Annotated in this window: 10 protein-coding genes, 1 rRNA gene and 1 pseudogene; 6 read left to right on the top strand and 6 right to left on the bottom strand. The window is 74.5% G+C overall.

Annotated elements, in window-relative coordinates:
* Positions 1 to 3: 3 nt before the first annotated feature.
* From ACQ614_RS19940 to ACQ614_RS19930, 3 genes and pseudogenes are all read right to left on the bottom strand, one after another.
* Positions 4 to 1,518: ribosomal RNA gene (locus ACQ614_RS19940) — 16S ribosomal RNA — on the bottom strand.
* Positions 1,519 to 2,100: 582 nt separating this feature from the next.
* A pseudogene (locus ACQ614_RS19935) lies at positions 2,101 to 3,387 on the bottom strand (PP2C family protein-serine/threonine phosphatase); the annotation flags it as partial.
* Positions 3,388 to 3,566: 179 nt separating this feature from the next.
* On the bottom strand, positions 3,567 to 4,901 hold the full coding sequence (locus ACQ614_RS19930) for an NAD(P)/FAD-dependent oxidoreductase (protein WP_431683970.1): 1,335 nt from the start codon (positions 4,899 to 4,901) through the stop codon (positions 3,567 to 3,569).
* A 392-nt stretch (positions 4,902 to 5,293) separates the two neighbouring features.
* Between ACQ614_RS19930 and ACQ614_RS19925 the strand changes: the two genes are divergently transcribed.
* Positions 5,294 to 6,088 (top strand): TetR/AcrR family transcriptional regulator, encoded by a 795-nt coding sequence (locus tag ACQ614_RS19925; RefSeq protein WP_431679870.1) that lies wholly within the window; start codon positions 5,294 to 5,296, stop codon positions 6,086 to 6,088.
* Between the two features lie 226 nt (positions 6,089 to 6,314).
* Complete coding sequence (locus ACQ614_RS19920) at positions 6,315 to 8,282, top strand: sigma-70 family RNA polymerase sigma factor (RefSeq protein ID WP_431679869.1); 1,968 nt, start codon at positions 6,315 to 6,317, stop codon at positions 8,280 to 8,282.
* A 30-nt stretch (positions 8,283 to 8,312) separates the two neighbouring features.
* Here ACQ614_RS19920 and ACQ614_RS19915 read toward each other — a convergent pair whose 3' ends face one another.
* Positions 8,313 to 9,014 carry a DsbA family oxidoreductase gene (locus ACQ614_RS19915; protein WP_431679868.1) on the bottom strand — a complete coding sequence of 234 codons (702 nt, stop codon included), beginning with the start codon at positions 9,012 to 9,014 and terminating at the stop codon, positions 8,313 to 8,315.
* 182 nt (positions 9,015 to 9,196) lie between these two features.
* Between ACQ614_RS19915 and ACQ614_RS19910 the strand changes: the two genes are divergently transcribed.
* The gene (locus ACQ614_RS19910) at positions 9,197 to 9,682 is read left to right on the top strand and encodes a MarR family winged helix-turn-helix transcriptional regulator (protein ID WP_431679867.1); all 486 of its coding nucleotides are present in this window, start codon (positions 9,197 to 9,199) and stop codon (positions 9,680 to 9,682) included.
* A gap of 26 nt (positions 9,683 to 9,708) precedes the next feature.
* Here ACQ614_RS19910 and ACQ614_RS19905 read toward each other — a convergent pair whose 3' ends face one another.
* Positions 9,709 to 10,212, bottom strand: coding sequence for a universal stress protein (locus tag ACQ614_RS19905; protein WP_431679866.1), 504 nt, complete (start codon positions 10,210 to 10,212; stop codon positions 9,709 to 9,711).
* Between the two features lie 89 nt (positions 10,213 to 10,301).
* Entirely contained in the window at positions 10,302 to 12,458 is a 2,157-nt protein-coding gene (locus tag ACQ614_RS19900) for an asparagine synthase-related protein (protein WP_431679865.1), read from the bottom strand.
* Positions 12,459 to 13,220: 762 nt separating this feature from the next.
* On the opposite strand from ACQ614_RS19900, the gene ACQ614_RS19895 reads away from it, so the two are divergent.
* The 3 genes from ACQ614_RS19895 (at position 13,221) to lhgO (ending at position 18,072) form a co-directional block, all read left to right on the top strand.
* A complete protein-coding gene (locus tag ACQ614_RS19895; RefSeq protein ID WP_363492727.1) occupies positions 13,221 to 14,642 on the top strand; it encodes an MFS transporter in 1,422 nt (473 codons plus the stop codon).
* A gap of 495 nt (positions 14,643 to 15,137) precedes the next feature.
* On the top strand, positions 15,138 to 16,727 hold the full coding sequence (locus tag ACQ614_RS19890; RefSeq protein WP_431679864.1) for a TROVE domain-containing protein: 1,590 nt from the start codon (positions 15,138 to 15,140) through the stop codon (positions 16,725 to 16,727).
* Between the two features lie 109 nt (positions 16,728 to 16,836).
* Positions 16,837 to 18,072, top strand: a complete 1,236-nt coding sequence (gene lhgO / locus ACQ614_RS19885; protein WP_431683969.1) for an L-2-hydroxyglutarate oxidase — start codon at positions 16,837 to 16,839, stop codon at positions 18,070 to 18,072.
* The last annotated feature ends 92 nt before the right edge of the window (positions 18,073 to 18,164 follow it).

The raw sequence follows: 18,164 nt of genomic DNA, 5'->3' as shown, positions 1-18,164 counted from the left end.
TAGAAAGGAGGTGATCCAGCCGCACCTTCCGGTACGGCTACCTTGTTACGACTTCGTCCCAATCGCTGGTCCCACCTTCGACGGCTCCCTCCCAAGGGTTAGGCCACCGGCTTCGGGTGTTACCGACTTTCGTGACGTGACGGGCGGTGTGTACAAGGCCCGGGAACGTATTCACCGCAGCATGCTGATCTGCGATTACTAGCAACTCCAACTTCATGGGGTCGAGTTGCAGACCCCAATCCGAACTGAGACCGGCTTTTTGGGATTCGCTCCGCCTCGCGGCATCGCAGCCCTTTGTACCGGCCATTGTAGCACGTGTGCAGCCCAAGACATAAGGGGCATGATGATTTGACGTCGTCCCCACCTTCCTCCGAGTTGACCCCGGCAGTCTCCTGTGAGTCCCCGACATTACTCGCTGGCAACACAGAACAAGGGTTGCGCTCGTTGCGGGACTTAACCCAACATCTCACGACACGAGCTGACGACAACCATGCACCACCTGTACACCGACCACAAGGGGGCTGATATCTCTACCAGTTTCCGGCGTATGTCAAGCCTTGGTAAGGTTCTTCGCGTTGCGTCGAATTAAGCCACATGCTCCGCTGCTTGTGCGGGCCCCCGTCAATTCCTTTGAGTTTTAGCCTTGCGGCCGTACTCCCCAGGCGGGGAACTTAATGCGTTAGCTGCGGCACCGACGACGTGGAATGTCGCCAACACCTAGTTCCCAACGTTTACGGCGTGGACTACCAGGGTATCTAATCCTGTTCGCTCCCCACGCTTTCGCTCCTCAGCGTCAGTAATGGCCCAGAGATCCGCCTTCGCCACCGGTGTTCCTCCTGATATCTGCGCATTTCACCGCTACACCAGGAATTCCGATCTCCCCTACCACACTCCAGCCTGCCCGTATCGAATGCAGACCCGGGGTTAAGCCCCGGGCTTTCACATCCGACGCGACAGGCCGCCTACGAGCTCTTTACGCCCAATAATTCCGGACAACGCTCGCACCCTACGTATTACCGCGGCTGCTGGCACGTAGTTAGCCGGTGCTTCTTCTGCAGGTACCGTCACTTGCGCTTCTTCCCTGCTGAAAGAGGTTTACAACCCGAAGGCCGTCATCCCTCACGCGGCGTCGCTGCATCAGGCTTTCGCCCATTGTGCAATATTCCCCACTGCTGCCTCCCGTAGGAGTCTGGGCCGTGTCTCAGTCCCAGTGTGGCCGGTCGCCCTCTCAGGCCGGCTACCCGTCGTCGCCTTGGTAGGCCATTACCCCACCAACAAGCTGATAGGCCGCGGGCTCATCCTGCACCGCCGGAGCTTTCCACCCACCCCCATGCAGGGGCGGGTCGTATCCGGTATTAGACCCCGTTTCCAGGGCTTGTCCCAGAGTGCAGGGCAGATTGCCCACGTGTTACTCACCCGTTCGCCACTGATCCACCCCGAAGGGCTTCACCGTTCGACTTGCATGTGTTAAGCACGCCGCCAGCGTTCGTCCTGAGCCAGGATCAAACTCTCCGTGAATGATGACCCGTTATCGGGTGCACACTCGCGTTGAGCGGCACGGCAACCACCGGAATAGGGCGGTCCCGCGCACTGCGTCCTCGCTGTGTTATTTCCAAAGGAATCTCCAACCGATCCACGAAGGACCGGCCGGGGATGTCAACATATCTGGCGTTGACTTTTGGCACGCTGTTGAGTTCTCAAGGAACGGACACTTCCTTCGGACCGCCTTCCAGCGGACCCTCCGGGCGTTTCGCTCTTTCGTGTTTCCAGCTTATCAGACCCGAGTCAGTGCTCTTCGCCGACCTGCTTTCTCCACCGCTTTGCCGGAACCGACCTGACGGCCCGTCCGACGTTTCAAACCTTAGCCGATCCCCGCTCCGAAAAGCGAATCCGACGCCGGCCCGAACACAATCCCCGAAAAAGCGCACACCGAATTCGCACTGAGACGCGACAGCACGCAGCAAGACGCGACCCAGCCCGAACCGGGAAGTGGTGTTTCAGAGGATTGGCCGCCCCGGGACCGTCCGCGCAGAACGCTCGTCCGGTGCTCCCTGTCAGGCAACTCGGAGAACTTTACACATCCGACGCCTCCGGTTCAAGTGGCAGCTGGAAGGCCAGCACGGCCACGTCGTCGTCGTGCTCCGCCGTGACGCCCATGGCCCGCAGCAGCCGGGCGCAGACCACCTCGGGGCTGCCGGCGGCGCCGGCCAGGGTGCGGGCGAGCAGGTCCAGGCCGTGGTCGATGTCCTCGTCGCGGCGCTCGACCAGGCCGTCGGTGTAGAGGACGCCGGTGGTACCGGGCAGGAGCTTCAGCGTGTGGGAGACGTGGCTGCCCGTCCCTGTCCCGAGCGGCGGGCCGTTCTGCTCCTCTCCCTGCAGGACGCTGCCGTCGGGGCAGCGCAGCAGTAGGGGGAGGTGGCCGGCGGAGGCGTACTCGAGGGTTCCGGAGGCCGGGTCCCAGACCGCGTAGGTGCAGGTGGCGATCTGGTTGGCGTCGATCTCCATGGCCAGGCCGTCGAGGAGGCCCATGACCTCGTGCGGGGGGAGGTCGAGCCGCGCGTAGGCGCGGACGGCGGTCCGCAGCTGGCCCATGACGGCGGCGGCGCGCAGGCCGCGGCCCATCACGTCGCCGATGACGAGGGCGGTGCGGCCGTTGCCGAGGCGGATCACGTCGTACCAGTCGCCGCCGACCGCGGCGTCGGCACCGCCGGGCTGGTAGGTGGCGGCGACGCGGAGGTCGGCGGGCTGTTCGAGCTTCTGCGGGAGGAGGCTGCGCTGCAGGGTGACGGCGGCCTCGCGCTGGCGGCGTTCGGCTTCCCGGACCCGGGTGGCGGCCTGGACCTGGTCGGTGACCTCGGCGGCGTAGATGAGCAGGCCGGCGGGAGGGCGGGACAGGTCCTGGGCGGCGGGGCGGAGCGGCTCGGCGCCGTCCTGCGGGGCCGGCGCCGGGGCGGCGGCCAGCGGGACGCAGGCGACGTTGTAGTAGCGGCTGCCGGCGGCGCCGAGGATGCAGCGGGCCTTCACACTGCGCGGCCGTCCGCCGCGGAGGGCCTGGTCCATGAGGGGGAGGACGCCGAGGGCGCCGAGTTCGGGGAGGCCCTCGGCGGCGGGCAGGCCGGCGGTGCGCTCGCCGAAGAGCTCGCGGTAGGCGTTGTTGGCGTACCCGAGCTGGTGGAGCGGCCCGTAGGTGACGGCGACGGGGGCCGGGAGCCGGTCGAGGACACCGCGCAGCTCGTACAGCTCGTGGATCTCGCGGTGGTCGAGAGCGCCGGGCACGGCGTCGGGGTCGCGGGGGCCGGGGAGGGGGACGGTTTCGATGGACGTCGAGGACGGGGCGGGGCGCCATGGGGTTCCGGTGAGCCGAGCGCTCCAGCGCATGAGGTTCAACGTCGGCCGCTTCCTCGGGGTGTGGGGGCTTGCGGTTTCTGAGTGGCCATCACACGACGTGCCCGGGGCGGCACGGGTGGTGATGATCGGGTGGGCTGATCCTGTCAGGCGGAGGTGTCGTTCCGGAAGTCGTATCGCCGGTACGGCGCATTCGCTACAGACCGGCGTGCGCGGGGGCGCTAACCGTGCTCGGGGAAGCCGGACTCGAACTCCGCGCGCGGGTGCTCGATGGAGCCCAGGGAGACGACCTCGCGGCTGAAGATCCCGCCGAGCAGCCAGTCGGTGAAGACCCGGACCCGGCGGTCGAGGCTGGGCAGTCGGCGCAGGTGGCGGGCCCGGTGGAGCCACCAGGCGCGGCGGCCGGTGACCCGCCCGCGCCGGGTGTGGGCGACGCCGCGGCGCAGGCCGAGCGAGGTGGAGCAGTGGATGCGCTCGGGGCGGTACGGGGTGGGGGTGCGGCGTTCCAGGTCGGCCGTCAGGTTGTCGGCGAGGAGCCGGGCCTGGGCGAGCGCGTGCTGGGCGTTGGGGGCGCACAGCGCGTCCTCGGACGCCGGGTCGGGGACGGCCGCGCAGTCGCCGGCTGCCCAGGCCCCGGCGAGGGGTGTGCCGCCGGGTCCGCGGACCTGGAGGGTGGGCAGGCAGCGGACGCGCCCGGTGGCGTCCAGCGGGAGGTCGGTGTCGCGCAGCAGCGGGGCGGGGCGGACTCCTGCCGTCCAGACCAGGGTGCGGGCGGCGAAGCGGCTGCCGTCGGAGAGGGCCATGACCCGGTCCGCGGCGGACTCCAGCCTGGTGGAGAGGCGGACGTCGATGCTGCGTTCGCGCAGTTCGGCGAGGGTGTGGGCGGCGAGGTCGGCGGGCTCCTGGGGGAGGATGCGGTCGGTGGTCTCGACGAGGAGCCAGCGGAGGTCGTCGGCGGTGAGGTTGTGGTAGCCGCGGACGGCGTACCTGGCCATGTCCTCGAGCTCGGCGAGGGCGCTCACGCCCGCGTATCCGGCGCCGACGAAGACGAAGGTGAGGGCGGCCTGGCGGAGCTCCGGGTCGCGGGTGGAGGAGGCCAGGTCGAGCTGCTCCAGCACGTGGTTGCGGAGGGCGACCGCCTCGCCGACGGTGGAGAAGCCGAGGCCGTGCTCGGCGAGGCCGGGGACGGGGTCGGTGCGGGAGACCGCGCCGGGGGTCAGCACCAGGTGGTCGTAGCGGAGTTCGGTGACAGCGGGGACGGTGCCGCGGGGCGCGGTGTCGACCAGGGCGCGGCGTCCGGCGTGGTCGATGCGGGTGATCCGGGCGGTGAGCACGCGGCAGTGCGGGAGGACCCGGCGCAGCGGGACGACCACGTGGCGGGGGTCGATGCTGCCGGCGGCGACCTCGGCGAGCAGCGGCTGGTAGGTCAGGTAGGGCTGCGGCTCGACCACGGTGATCTCGGCCTCGCCGGTGCGCAGGCGGGCGGCGAGGGACTGCTGGAGTGCGAGGGCTGCGGCCATGCCGGCGCATCCGCCGCCGACGATGAGAATCCTGATGGGGCACCCCCTGCCGTCCGTGGGCCGTGTGACCTGTTTCACGTCCCGCGGGGACGCCCTCCAATGAGGCAATGCGGGGGGTGGGTTTGTCCACAGGGCGAACCGGATCGGCCGGGTCGGATGTGGCCTCCGTGGCCGGATGTGTCGTGGCGGGGGTGGTTCGCGGGGGTCCGATCGGGTGCGGGAGGTCCGCTTCTGCCACGAACTCGCCTGAACTATGGTCGGATTGTGCTCCGTCAAGGTCGGGGTCGATCGAACCGGCGGCCGACTGGCCGACGGAGAAGTGGGGAAGGGTGTAGTCCGCACCCGTGAGTTGCGGACGGCATGAGGCCGCACCGGGGGGTGCGGCCGGTTGGGGCGGGCGCCGACGGTGCCCGCGGGGGAGGGTTGAAGTGACGGATCAGGATCGCCTGTCGGGTGGCGTGGTGTCGCCGGTGCACGGGCGGGGCGGGGCGGGCCACGGCTCGGTCCCTGAGCAGCGCGGCCCGGCCGGGGCGGAGCTGCTGGCGGCGGGCGGGCCGGCGGCCTCCGGGCGGCCGGGGCGGCTGCGTGTGGATGCCCGGCGCAACCTGGAGAGCGTGCTGCGGGCGGCCCGCCAGGTGTTCGGCGAACTCGGCTACGACGCGCCGATGGAGGAGGTCGCGCGGCGGGCCGGGGTGGGTGTCGGCACGGTGTACCGGCGGTTCCCGAGCAAGGAGGTGCTGGTCCGCCGGATCGCGGCCGAGGAGGTCGCCTGGCTGACGGCGCAGGCCCGTGAGTCGCTGTACGGCGGCGGCACGGCCTGGGAGTCGCTGGCGGAGTTCCTGGGGCGGGCGGTGGCGTCCGGCGCGGGCCGGCTGCTGCCTCCGGAGGCGTTCCGGTACGCGGTCGAGCTGGGCCGGGTGCCCGGGCAGCGCGGGTCGGAGGCCGGGCCCGAGGTGCTCGGGGCGGAGGACCGGGCTGCGGCGGACGCCGATCCGCGGCTGCTGCTGCAGTTGGTGGCGGCATTGGTGGCGCGGGCGGCCTCGGCCGGTGAGCTGCGGGCCGGGGTGACGGTGTCGGACGTGGTGCTGGTGCTGACGGCAGCGGTGCCGGTGCATGCGGCTGCGGCCCTCCCCGGGGGCGGCGATCCGACGGACGGTCAATCCGGCGATGCTCCGGCGCAGCGGCTGCTGCAGATCCTGCTGCAGGGTCTGCAGGCGAACTGAGCAAGGGAGTTGTTGCCGGGCCGGGTGTCCGGTGCGGCGCTCGTACGAGTGGGTCGCGGCAGGTCCGACTTCCGGCCGGCGCTGTGCTATGCAATCCTTTGCCCGTGCTTGGAGCCATTGTCCCGTTGCGCGCCGTTCCCGCAGTTCGCTGCCCGTGCCCGGTCGCCGGTGCCGTGGCGGCGCCTCCGGCGGTGGTGCCCGGTCCGGTGGATTCCGGGGGGCGCAGGTGAGCGCCGATGAGCGGAACGAACCCGGTGCGGGCGCGGGCCCGTCCGGCCATGTGCCGGACCAGGCGGGTGCGCCGCTGCGCGAGTCGCTGGTGGGCCGGGTGCCCGGCCAGGCGGCGGCCGGCCAGGGCGGTGTGACGCCGGAGGCGTTCGTCGGGGAGGAGTTGCCGGCGCGTGCCGTGGTGCCCGCGCCGGCCGAGCCGGTGGACGGCGAACGCCCGCCTTCCGATGCCGAGTTGACGGCCCGGGTGCGGGCCGGGGACGACGCGGCGTACGAGGAGGTCTACCGGCGGCACGCGGATGCGGTGCGCCGCTATGCGCGGACCTGCTGCCGGGACAGCTTCACGGCGGAGGATCTCGCGGGCGAGGTGTTCGCCCGGACGCTGCAGGCGCTGAAGGCGGGCCGGGGGCCGGAGTTCGCCGTCCGCGCGTACCTGCTGACCGCGGTGCGCAATGTGGCGGCGGCCTGGGCGCGCAGCGAGCGGCGCGAGCAGCTGGTCGACGACTTCGGTTCGTTCACCCGGGGTTCGGGTGCGGCGATCGAGTACGACCTGGCCGATCCGGGGGCGGACGCCTGGGCGATGGCGTTGGCCGACCGCCGGATGGTGATGCGCGCCTATGCCGAACTCCCGGAGGACGACCGGGTGGTGCTGTGGCACACCGAGGTCGAGCGGGAGTCGCCGAAGACCGTTGCGGTGATGCTGGGCAAGACGGCCAATGCGACGGCGGTGCAGGCGCACCGGGCCAGGGACCGGCTGGCCGCGGCCTTCCTTCAGGCGCACGTGTCGGGCAGCCAGGAGCAGTCCTGTGCGGCGTACGCGAACCGGCTGGGTGCGTACGCCCGGGGCTCGTTGCGCAAGCGGGCCACCACCGAGGTGGGCCGGCACGTGCAGGAGTGCGCGCGCTGCACGGCCGCCTGCCTGGAGCTGGCGGACATCAACCACAGTCTGCGGGCCGTGCTGCCCGGGGGCGTGCTGGTGTGGGTGGGTACGGGCGCCTTCACGGCTGCTGCGGCCGCGGTGCTGGGCGGTGCCGCGGTGGCGGGGGCGGCGGTCGGCGCTGCGGCCGCGGGCGGTGCCGCGACGGCCGGCGGTACGGCGGCGGGCGGCGCGGGCTCGGTCGGCGTGGTCGCCGGCGAGGGACTGGGGGTCGCGGCCAAGGCCGGGATCGCGGCGAGTGTGGCGCTGGCCGCGGCGGCCGTGGCCGCGTACGCGCTGAGCGGCCCGTCGGACGCTCCCCCGGTGGCCGCGCCCCGGCCGGTGGTGTCCGCCCCGGAGCGGCCGCCGGTGTCCCGTGCTCCGGAGCCGGTGCCGAGTCCGTCGGCGAGCCCGGAGGCGGTGCCGCAGCCGGCGCCGCCGCGGCGGCCGGCGGTGCCCGTCCCGACCCCGACGCCGACCGCGTCGCCGGTGGTGGAGCCGCCGTCCCCGGTGCGGACCCCGGAGCCCGTCCCGAGCCCGACGCCGACCCCGCAGCCCCCGACGCCCGCGCCGACGCCGACGCCGACCCCGCCGCCGGTGCCCACCGCGTTCTGGCTGGACGACCTGCCGTTCGCCGGTCCGGGCCGGCGGGAGGCGCAGGCCGAGGGCCGGCCGAGCATCCGGCACGGCGGCGGGACGCTGGCGCAGCGGCCGGGCCTGTGGATGGCCGGGCGGTGGCACTGGCATGCGCTGAGCGTCCATGTGCCGTCCAGGGTGGCGGTGGACCTGAACCGCAGCTGCACCGCGTTCGACGCGGTGGCCGGTCCTGACGACCTGGCGGTCGGCTACGGGGGTGTGGTGTTCAGCGTGCAGGGCGGCGACGGGACGGTGCTGTGGCGGTCGGGCCCGGTGCGGGCCGGCAGCGGTCCGGTGCGGGTGCACGCCGCGCTGGCCGGTCAGACCTCGATCCGGCTGGTGGCGGAGCGGGTCGACGGCGGCCGGGCGCTGATCGACGTCGCCGACTGGGCGGACGCCCGGCTCACCTGCTGACGGGTGGCCGGGCGCGTCCGCCGGAGCCGGTCAGACCGCGCAGGAGCCGTCCGCGCAGGCCCCGTCGGCGGCCTCGGTGCCGGGTGCCGGGACGAGGGCGCCGGTCTCCTCGGCGACCTGCTGCAGGACACGCAGGAAGGTGTCCGCCTCCTGGCCGCCCTGCACCGCCCAGCGGCCCTCGAAGACGAAGGTCGGGACGGCGCTGATGCCGAGCGCCCGGGCCCGGTCGAGCTGGGTCCGGACCTCCTCGGCGCCCTCCTCGCCGGCCAGGTAGGCGGCGGCGCGCCCGCCGTCCATGCCGGCGGCGACGGCGACCTCGGTGAGCTGCGCCCGGTCGCCGATGTCCACGCCGTCGGTGAAGTGCGCCTTGAGCAGCCGCTCCTTGAGGTCGGCCTGCACGGCGGCGCCGTACTCGGTCTCGGCGAGGTGCAGCAGGCGGTGGCCGAGGAAGGTGTTGGCGTGCAGGGCGGCGTCGAAGTCGTAGGTGATGCCCTCGGCGGCGCCGAGCTCGGTGACCTGGGCGTCCATGGCGACGGACTGCGGGCCGAAGCGGGCGGCGAGCCAGTCGCGGTGCGGGGTGGCCTGCTCGGGGGCGTCGGGGACGAGCTGGTACGGCCGGTAGACCACCTCGACGGCGTCCTTGCCCGGGAAGCGGTCCAGCGCCTGCTCGAAGCGGCGCTTGCCGATGTAGCACCAGGGGCAGGCGATGTCGGAGTAGATCTCGACCTTCATGGGGTTGCGGCTCCTGTTCGAGGATTGCGGTCCGTGCGCGGGCCAGGGGGTTGTGGGACCCGGTCCACCGAGGGTTGAACGGTCAACTGTCGGCCCGGCATTCCCGGCCGCGTGCCGGGGCGCCTTTTCCTTCGGAGCGGCGGAATATTCGGCCCGCCGAAGGGCGCGGCTACGCTGGCCCCATGGCCGAGCGACCGGACCCCGCCTCCGCAGACCGCCCCCGCGACGCGGTGCTCGCCCAGGTCCGCGAGGCCTGCCGGGCGTCCGGCGCCGCGGCGGCGGCCTTCCACACCGCGGTCGCCGAGAAGGCCGGTCTGGGCGCGAGCGAGGCGAGGGCACTGGACCTGCTGCAGCGCGGCGGTCCGCTGACCGCCAAGGAACTCGCCGAGCGCTCCGGCCTCGCACCCGCCTCGGTGACCGGGCTGGTCGACCGCCTGGAACGCAAGGGGTTCGTCCGCCGCGTCCCGCACCCGGCCGACCGGCGGCGCGTCCTGGTTGAGCACCTGCCGGAGGCGTCCGCGCGGCTGGCCGCGCTGTCCGAGGACTGGGAGCGCGAGGTCGGCGGGCTCTGCGAGGAGTTCGGCACCGCGGAGCTGGAGGTGGTGCTGCGGTTCCTGGCCGGCAGCGCCGCCCGGCAGCGGGCGGCGGCGGCACGCCTGGCGATCTGACGCACCGCACGCGGAGGGTGCCCCGGTCAGCCGGCGGGCGGAGCCGGGACGACCAGCACCGGGCAGTTCGCGTGGTGCACCGCCGCGGTGCTCACCGAGCCCAGCAGCAGCCGGGTGAAGCCGCCGTTGCCGCGGGTGCCGATCACCAGCGTGTGCTGCCCCGCGGAGGCGGCGAGCACCACCTCGATCACGCTGCCCAGCACCACGTGCAGCTGCAGCTCCCCGCCGTACGGCCGGGACCGGGCGACCTGGACGGTGTCCACCGCGCGGCGCAGCCCGTCGGCCATGCTCTCCGCCAGCAGCTCGATGCTCTGCTGGACGAGTTCGACCATGCCGGGCGGGTAGCCGGCCGGGGAGGGGTTGACCACGGCCAGGACGTACAGCGGCAGGCCGAACAGTTCGGCCTCGGTCATCGCCCGGTCGAGCGCCCACAGCGAGCCGTCGGAGCCGTCGCAGGCGGCCAGGACGCCGGGGCGGCCCGCCGGGGGCGGCTCGGCGAGCACGGGCAGGGGAACCATCGCGGCAGCCACCCGGTCATGATGCCGCGTCGGCGCGGCCCGCCACGGACGGACGCGCCGGGGCCGGACTCCGCGGCCGGCTCGGGCCCGCCCGGCCGGGTTCAGGCCGGTCTGGCGAGGGCCTTGCGCTCCACCGGTGGGAGGCCCGTCCAGCAGGAGCCGTGCCGGCGCGCGGCGACGCGGCGCAGCCAGAGCTCGGTGGCGATCAGGTCGGCGAGGCCGGCCAGGGTGCCGGGGGGCAGTCCGCTGCCGGGTTCGGCGGCGGTGGCGAGGGTCTGCCGGACGGCGGGCAGGTCGATCAGGCCGGCTTCGGCGAGGAGCGGGCGGTGGAAGAGCTCGGCCAGGCCGTCGGCGGCGCGGCGCAGGCCGGCGCGGGCCTCGTCGGCGCGGTCTGGCCTGGGGGTGCGGCCCCAGTCGGCGGGCAGGTCGGTGCGTCCGGCGCCGGTGAGGACCGAGCGGAGCAGGGCGTGCCGGGCGCCGGGCTGCAGCCGGGTGTCGTCGGGGAGCAGCCGGGCGGCGCGGACGACCTGGTTGTCGAGGAAGGGCGCGTGCAGGCGCTGGCCGCGCTGTTCGGCGGCCTGGACGAGGGTGCGGTAGGCGGTGGCGTGCCGGTGCAGGGCGAGGCGGGCGCGGCGGGCGCCGGGGTGTTCGGCGGGGACGGGGCCGCGGGCGGCCGTCCGCAGCCGCTGGGCGACGGTGGCGAGGGCCTCGTCGGAGAGCCAGCGGGCGGCGGGGCCGGGCACGGTCCAGGCGAGGTCGGCGGCGGAGCTGGCGCCGGCGGTACCGGGCGGTTCGGCGAAGTGGCGGACGGTCAGCCGGACGGCGAGGTCGTCGAGCGCGTCGGCGTAGCCGGTGCGGGCCAGTCGGTGGGCGGCGCGCAGCACGGTGACCGGGGTGCGGACGGTGCCGGTGAGGGCTCCGGCGGTGGCGCGGTCGGCTCCGGCGAGGGCGGCGACGGGGGCGAGGAGTTCGCGGGCGCGGCCGGCCCGGACGAGGTCGGCGAGGCGGGCGGGGTGGCCGTCGAGGACCTGGCGGGCGCCGTAGCCGGTGAGGTGGTCGGTGCCGCCGGCGCGGAAGCGGGTGGCGGTGAGGGCGGCGGCGGTGAGGGCGGGCCCGGGTTCGTCGGTGAGCGGTCCGGCGAGCGGGTCGTCGGCGACGTCGGTGTACGGGAGGCCGGGCGGGACGACGACGTGCCGGAGCCGGGGGACGTCGACGGCCAGGGCGAGCCCGTCGGTGTCGGCGTGGGTGACGGCGGTGAGGGCCTCGCCCTCGTTCCCGGGGCCGGCGTCGGCGGTGGGCCGGCGGGCCCAGGAGCCCTTGACGGCGCCGGTGCGCGGTGCCGCGGCGGCCGGGCGGGCGGGGAAGCGGCCGGCCGGTCCGGCGGCGGGGGCGATCGGGACGGCGGCGGCGAGCAGGGCGACGGTGGCCGAGGCGGTGCCGTAGGAGAGGTCGACGCCGAGCCGGGGGCGGTCGGCGGCGTCCTCGGGGGTGTCGGGGGCGGGGTTGTGCGCGGTGGTGCGGACCCGGCAGCGGACGGCCTCCAGCAGGGTCCGGGTGAGTTCGCGGACGGCGGGGGCGTCCTCGCGGCGGCCGGGGCCCGGGTCCTGCTCGTAGGAGGCGGGGTAGGGGCGACCGCCGCGGATGCCGAGGGAGTGTCCGGGCGGCACCCGGTGCACGCCCGCGTAGGGGGTGCTGTGGCCGAGCGCCTCGGGCGACTCGGGGCAGGCGAGCAGGGCGGCGAGGTGGCCGGTGTCCACCGGTGCGCCGATCAGGTCGGCGAGCGGCAGGGCGGCGGTGGCGTAGGCGGTGCCGCCGTGCCAGGGGGTGTGGAAGACCGGCTGGGCGCCGGCGAGGTCGGTGAGCAGCACGGTGGAGCGGGTGCCGGTGCGCAGGACGGCGGTGTAGCTGCCGGGCCAGCCGGTGAGGTGGCGGACGGCGCCGCCGCGGGCCGCGGCGAGGCCGTCGGCGAGTTCGGCGTCGGTGGCGCCGCAGCGGCCGAGGACGGCGAGGCGGGTGGTGGCCGGGGTGTCGGCGGGCTCGGTGTCCGGCCTGCCGCCGGGGGGCGGGCCGGTGGTGACGACGGGGTCGGCGCCGGGGCGCAGGGTGACCAGGCGGATCTCGTCGGGCCGCCAGTCGCCGACCGCCCAGAGCGGGTTGGGGCCCGCCCACAGGGCGGTGCCGGCGATCGGGCGGACGCCTTCGGGCGAGGGGCCGCCGGTGCCGTGCGGCCCTCCGCTCCAGCCGGTGAGCCACCGCATCGCGCCTCCACCTGACGAGGGGTCGGGCGCACGGGGTGTCCGGAAACGGTGCGCCGCAGGAGACATCGTGCCACCGGATGTGCGCCGTGTGAGCCGAGTTGCGGCAGCGGATCACGGCGGGCGCACGGAAGCGACGCCCGGCCGGCCCGGCCGGGGCGCGGCCGGATCACCCGATCTGATGGTCCGTCATCCAGGTTGCGGGGCAGGGCGGCAGCGCGGGGGCGGGCCTGCGGGGGCGCGGCCCGGCCGGCGGACGGGCCGGCCGAGCGGCGGTGCCCCGCGGGCGGACCGGGCCGCCCCCTCCGTGGCCCGGGCCGCCCCCTGCGCCTCGTGGCATGGACATCGACGGATGGCCGAAAGGCGTCGCACTGCCCGGGAGGGCATCCGCATGCCCTCCCGGACCCACCGCTGCCCGCGGGGATGGCGGCAGCGGTTCCCCCGGCCCGCCGGGTCCTCGACGGCGGGCCGATCCACGGGGTCCAGCGAATCGCCCACCTGCCGCTGCGGCCAGGGGGCACGGGCGGGCGCACATGGGCACGGGACCGGAGCACGGGAGTCCGGGACGGTGCACGGCCGAGCAGTGGATTCCGTCGCGCCCTCGGGCGGACCGTCGCCGACAGGCCGTTCGGGCGCGCGATCCCGCCATCCGGAATGCGGCCTCTTAACCCTCGGAACGCGTCCGACTACGCTAGGTGCAGCGGGTGGCCGCACTTCGCGCGCCACCCTCCGCGCAGGACCTCGCCAGGGGGTGCCACCGCCACCATGACCGCCAGCTCACGAGGGCCGAACGAACGGCTCGGCGCACTCCTGTCCCTCGCCCAGATCAGCAACGCCGGCCTGGCCCGCCGGGTCAACGACCTCGGTGCGCAGCGCGGTCTGACGCTGCGCTACGACAAGACGTCGGTGGCGCGGTGGGTCACCAAGGGCATGGTGCCGCAGCGGCCGGTGCCCCATCTGATCGCGACCGCGCTCGGCAGCAAGCTGGGCCGCCCGGTGCCGCTGGAGGAGATCGGGCTGGGCGACACCCAGCCGACGCCGGAACTCGGCCTGGAGTTCCCGCGCGAGGTCCCGGAGGCGGTGCGGTCGGCGACCGAGCTGTGGCGGGTCGACCTGGACCTGCGGCGCGGCCCGGGCGGCGGCCGGTGGAGCGACAGCCTGGCGGGCACGTTCTCGGTCTCGGCGTACGCGACTCCGGTCTCCCGCTGGCTGATCACCCCGGCGGACGGCTCGGTGGCGCGGGAGGCGGCCGCACCGGACCGCTCCGGGTACCGGGTCGGCCACTCGGACGCGGCGAAGCTGCGCGAGGCGGCCCAGGAGGCCCGCCGCTGGGACTCCAAGTACGGCGGCGGGGACTGGCGTTCGTCCATGGTGCCGGAGTGCCTGCGGGTGGAGGCGGCGCCGCTGCTGCTCGGCTCGTACAGCGACGCGGTGGGCCGGGCGCTGTTCGGCGCGACGGCCGAACTGACCAGGCTGGCCGGGTGGATGGCCTTCGACACCGGCCAGCACGAGGCTGCGCAGCGGTACTACATCCAGGCGCTGCGCCTGGCCCGGGCGGCCGGGGACGTGCCGCTCGGCGGGTACGTGCTGGCGTCGATGAGCCTGCAGGCGGTGTACCGGAACTTCCCCGAGGAGGCGGTGGACCTCGCGCAGGCCGCGCTGGAGCGCAACCGGGGGCTGGCCACCGCCCGGACGATGAGCTTCTTCCACCTGGTGGAGGCGCGGGCGCAGGCGAGAGCGGGCAACGCGGCGGCCTGCGCGACGGCGCTGGTCGCGGCCGAGGGCGCGCTGGACCGTTCCCGGCCCGGCGACGCCGACCCGACCTGGATCGACTTCTACACCTACGACCGGCTGGCGGCGGACGCCGCGGAGTGCTTCCGCGACCTCGGCATGCCGTCCAAGGTGCGGCAGTTCACCCGGGAGGCGCTGGCCAGGCCGACCGAGGGGTACGTGCGCTCGCACGCGCTGCGGCTGGTGGTGTCGGCGATGGCCGAGGCGGAGGCCGGCGACCTGGACGCGGCCGTGGCGGCGGGGGAGCGCGCGGTGGACGTGGCCGGGCGGATCTCCTCGCAGCGCAGCCGGGAGTACGTGCTGGAGCTGCTGCGCCGCCTGGAGCCGTTCCAGGACGAGCGGCGGGTGCGGGAGTTGACCGAGCGGGCGCGGCTGGTGCTGGCCGGCTCGACCTGACCCGGCGGATATTCGGGTGCGTGGCCGGCGGCCGGGTGGCTAACGTCTTACTCGTCCAGGTGCGCAGGCAGAGGTTACTTCCACTGTTAATGGGCGGGTCGCGGGTTCGAGTCCCGCCATCGGCTTCCGGGCCGGTGTAGCTCAGTCGGTAGAGCAGCACACGTCACCTCCGCCGCTTCTGTTCTCTGGACACCTACACGTTCATACGACTGCCACCTCCCGGTGCGCAGGACCGGTTACTTCCTCCAACGAAATGAGCCGGCACCCACTTTTGATCTCGGGAGGCAGCGTGCCGGGGCGTCCGGTGCGCAGGCGGGGGTTACTTCATTGGGATCAGGCGGTGCCGGGTTCGAGTCCCGGACGGCCGTGCGCGAGCACGGCCGGTAGCTCAGCCGGTAGAGCACCTGACTGTCACCTCCGCCGCGGCCGGCCCGCGAGGCCGGCACGACCTCGGGCGCCCCGGCTCCGTTCTGCCTCCCCGCAGGGGGAATCACCATGTCTCGCTTCAACATCCGCCGCCCGAAGACCGGCCCGACCTCGCCCGTGACCACGACCGGGCAGCACACCGCCAACCACGCCGGCGGTGCGGGCCACCTGCGCGACGAGAAGTCCGAACTCTTCCTGCTCGCCGTCGCCAACCTGGTCGGCCAGGACACCTACTACGAGCGCGGCGGCGCACGCGACAACCGGTACACCGCCCTGGTCCGCTCCCTCGCGGTGAGCGACCCGGAGTGGACGCTCGGCCTGCTGCGCTGGCTCCGGCACGGCGCCGCGATGCGCACCGCCTCGCTGGTCGGCGCCGCGGAGTTCACCCGCGCCCGGCTCGACGCCAAGGCGCCCGGCCACTCCCGGCAGGCCGTCGACGCGGTGCTGCAGCGCCCCGACGAGCCCGGCGAGCTGCTCGCCTACTGGACGTCCCGGTACGGCCGGGCGCTGCCGAAGCCGATCAAGCGGGGTGTCGCCGACGCCACCCGCCGCCTGTACAACGGCCGCGCGCTGCTCAAGTACGACACCGTCTCCAAGGGCTTCCGGTTCGGCGACGTGCTGGAGCTGACCCACCCTGCGCCGCACCCCGACAAGCCGTGGCAGGGCCCGCTGTTCCAGTACGCGCTGGACCGCCGGCACCGCCCGGACGAGGCCGTGCCGCCGACCGGCGACGCCCTGCTGACCGCAAGCCGCGAGCTGCTCGCGCTGCCGGTCGAGCAGCGCCGCGCGGTCGTCACCGGCCCCGGCGGCGCCGAGCGGCTGGCCGCGGCGGGCATGACCTGGGAGGCGCTGGCCGGCTGGCTGCAGGGTCCGCTGGACGCGGCGGTCTGGGAGGCGATCATCCCGTCGATGGGGCCGATGGCACTGGTCCGCAACCTGCGGAACTTCGACCAGGCCGGGGTGTCCGACGCGGTGGCCGAGCAGGTCGCACGGCGGATCTCCGACCGGGGCGAGGTGCAGCGGTCCAAGCAGTTCCCGTTCCGCTACCTGGCCGCCCACCGGCACGCGCCCTCGCTGCGCTGGGGCCACGCACTGGAGAAGGCACTCGGCCACTCGCTGGCCAACGTGCCGGTGCTGCCCGGCCGCACGCTCGTCCTGGTCGACCGCTCCGGCTCGATGTTCGACCGGCCGAGCGCGCAGACCATGCTCAACCGGGCGGACTCGGCGGCGGTCTTCGGTGCGGCGCTGGCGCTGCGCGCGGCCGACGCCGACCTGGTCGAGTTCGGCACCACCAGCCGGCGGATCAAGCTGGAGCGCGGCGAGGCGGTGCTGAAGGTCCTGGACCGCTTCTCCGACCTCGGCGGCACCGAGACCGGCAAGGCCGTCAAGAAGCACTACTGCGGCCACGACCGGGTGGTGATCATCACCGACGAGCAGGCGTACGGCGGTTGGCAGGGCGACCCGCTCGCCGCGGTCCCGGCGCAGGTCCCGGTCTACACCTGGAACCTGGCCGGCTACCGGGCGGGCCACGCGCCCTCCGGCGGTGCCCGGCGGCACACCTTCGGCGGCCTGACCGACGCGGCGTTCCGGCTGATCCCGCTGCTGGAGGCCGGCCACGACGCCCACTGGCCGTGGGAGCAGAACCAGGCACCCGCATAGGGCGCGGGGTTCCCCGCGCCCCTATGCGGGGTGACCGACGCCGCCTTCTCGGTACGGTCCTGCCGTGGCACGATCGCTGCGGCGGGGGCAGCCGAACGAAGGGGCCGAGGTGCGCTACGACGTCGACGTACTGGTGGTGGGGGGCGGCATCGTCGGGCTGTCCACGGCGTATGCACTGACCCGGGCGCAGCCCGGGCTGCAGGTCGCCGTGCTGGAGAAGGAGCCGGCCCTCGCCGTGCACCAGACCGGCCGCAACAGCGGCGTCATCCACAGCGGCGTGTACTACCGGCCGGGCTCGCTGAAGGCCCGGTACGCGACCGGCGGCGCCGCCGAGATGGTGGAGTTCTGCCGCGAGCAGGGCATCCCTTACGAGGTCACCGGCAAGCTGATCGTCGCCACCTCGCCGGAGGAGCTGCCGCGGCTGGCCGCACTCGCCGAGCGGGGCCGGGCCAACGGCATCCCGGTGACCGAGCTGGACGCGGCGGGGATCGCCGCCCACGAGCCCGAGGTGCGCGGTGCGGCCGGCCTGCACATCGGCACCACCGGCATCTGCGACTTCCCCGCGGTGGCCCGCCGGTACGCGGAGCTCGCCGAGGAGAAGGGCGCCGTGCTGCGCACCGGCACCGAGCTGCGCGCGGTGGCCCGCCGGACGGACGGGGTGACGGTGCAGACCTCCGCGGGCGAGCTGCGCTGCGGGGTGCTGGTGAACTGCGCGGGCCTGCACAGCGACCGGGTGGCCCGGCTGGCCGGGGACGACCCGGGGGTGCGGATCGTCCCGTTCCGCGGCGAGTACTACGAGCTCGCCGAGCACCGGCGGGGCCTGGTCCGCGGTCTGGTGTACCCGGTGCCGGACCCGGCGTTCCCGTTCCTCGGCGTGCACCTCACCCGGGGCGTGCACGGTGACGTGCACGTCGGCCCGAACGCGGTGCCGGCGCTGGCCCGCGAGGGCTACGACTGGCGCACGGTGCGGCTGCGCGACCTGGCCGGGACGGCGGCCTTCCCCGGTACGTGGAGGATCGCGCGCCGGCACTGGCGGTACGAGCTCGGCGAGCTGCACCGCTCGCTGTCCCGGCGGGCGTTCACCACGGCGGTGCAGCGGCTGCTGCCGGCCGTGACCGCGGCCGACCTGGTGCCGACCGCGGCCGGGGTGCGGGCCCAGGCGGTGGCCCGGGACGGCTCGCTGCTGGACGACTTCGCCTTCGCCGGCTTCGATCCGGACGACCCGTCCTCCGCCCGCCGGGCGGTGCACGTGCTCAATGCGCCCTCGCCGGCCGCGACGGCCTCGCTGCCGATCGGCCGGGAGGTCGCCCGCCGTGCGCTGGCGGCGCTGGAGGCCGGCGGCTGAGCCGGGGCCGCGGCGGGGCGCCGGCTCGGGCGCCCTTGGCCGCCCGGTGTGGCCCGGGCCGCTCCTGGACGCCGGCGGGCCCTCGTAGACTG

Source organism: Kitasatospora dryopteridis, from assembly GCF_050749075.1.
Classification (GTDB): domain Bacteria; phylum Actinomycetota; class Actinomycetes; order Streptomycetales; family Streptomycetaceae; genus Kitasatospora.
Note: the sequence above shows the minus strand (reverse complement) of the source record. Positions and strands in the feature narration are given on the sequence as shown.

Coding starts and splice junctions, on each gene's coding strand:
- ACQ614_RS19900 (WP_431679865.1), bottom strand. CDS start 12,458: ATGCGGTGGCTCACCGGCTGGAGCGGAGGGCCGCACGGCACCGGCGGC.
- ACQ614_RS19890 (WP_431679864.1), top strand. CDS start 15,138: ATGTCTCGCTTCAACATCCGCCGCCCGAAGACCGGCCCGACCTCGCCC.
- ACQ614_RS19915 (WP_431679868.1), bottom strand. CDS start 9,014: ATGAAGGTCGAGATCTACTCCGACATCGCCTGCCCCTGGTGCTACATC.
- ACQ614_RS19910 (WP_431679867.1), top strand. CDS start 9,197: ATGGCCGAGCGACCGGACCCCGCCTCCGCAGACCGCCCCCGCGACGCG.
- ACQ614_RS19895 (WP_363492727.1), top strand. CDS start 13,221: ATGACCGCCAGCTCACGAGGGCCGAACGAACGGCTCGGCGCACTCCTG.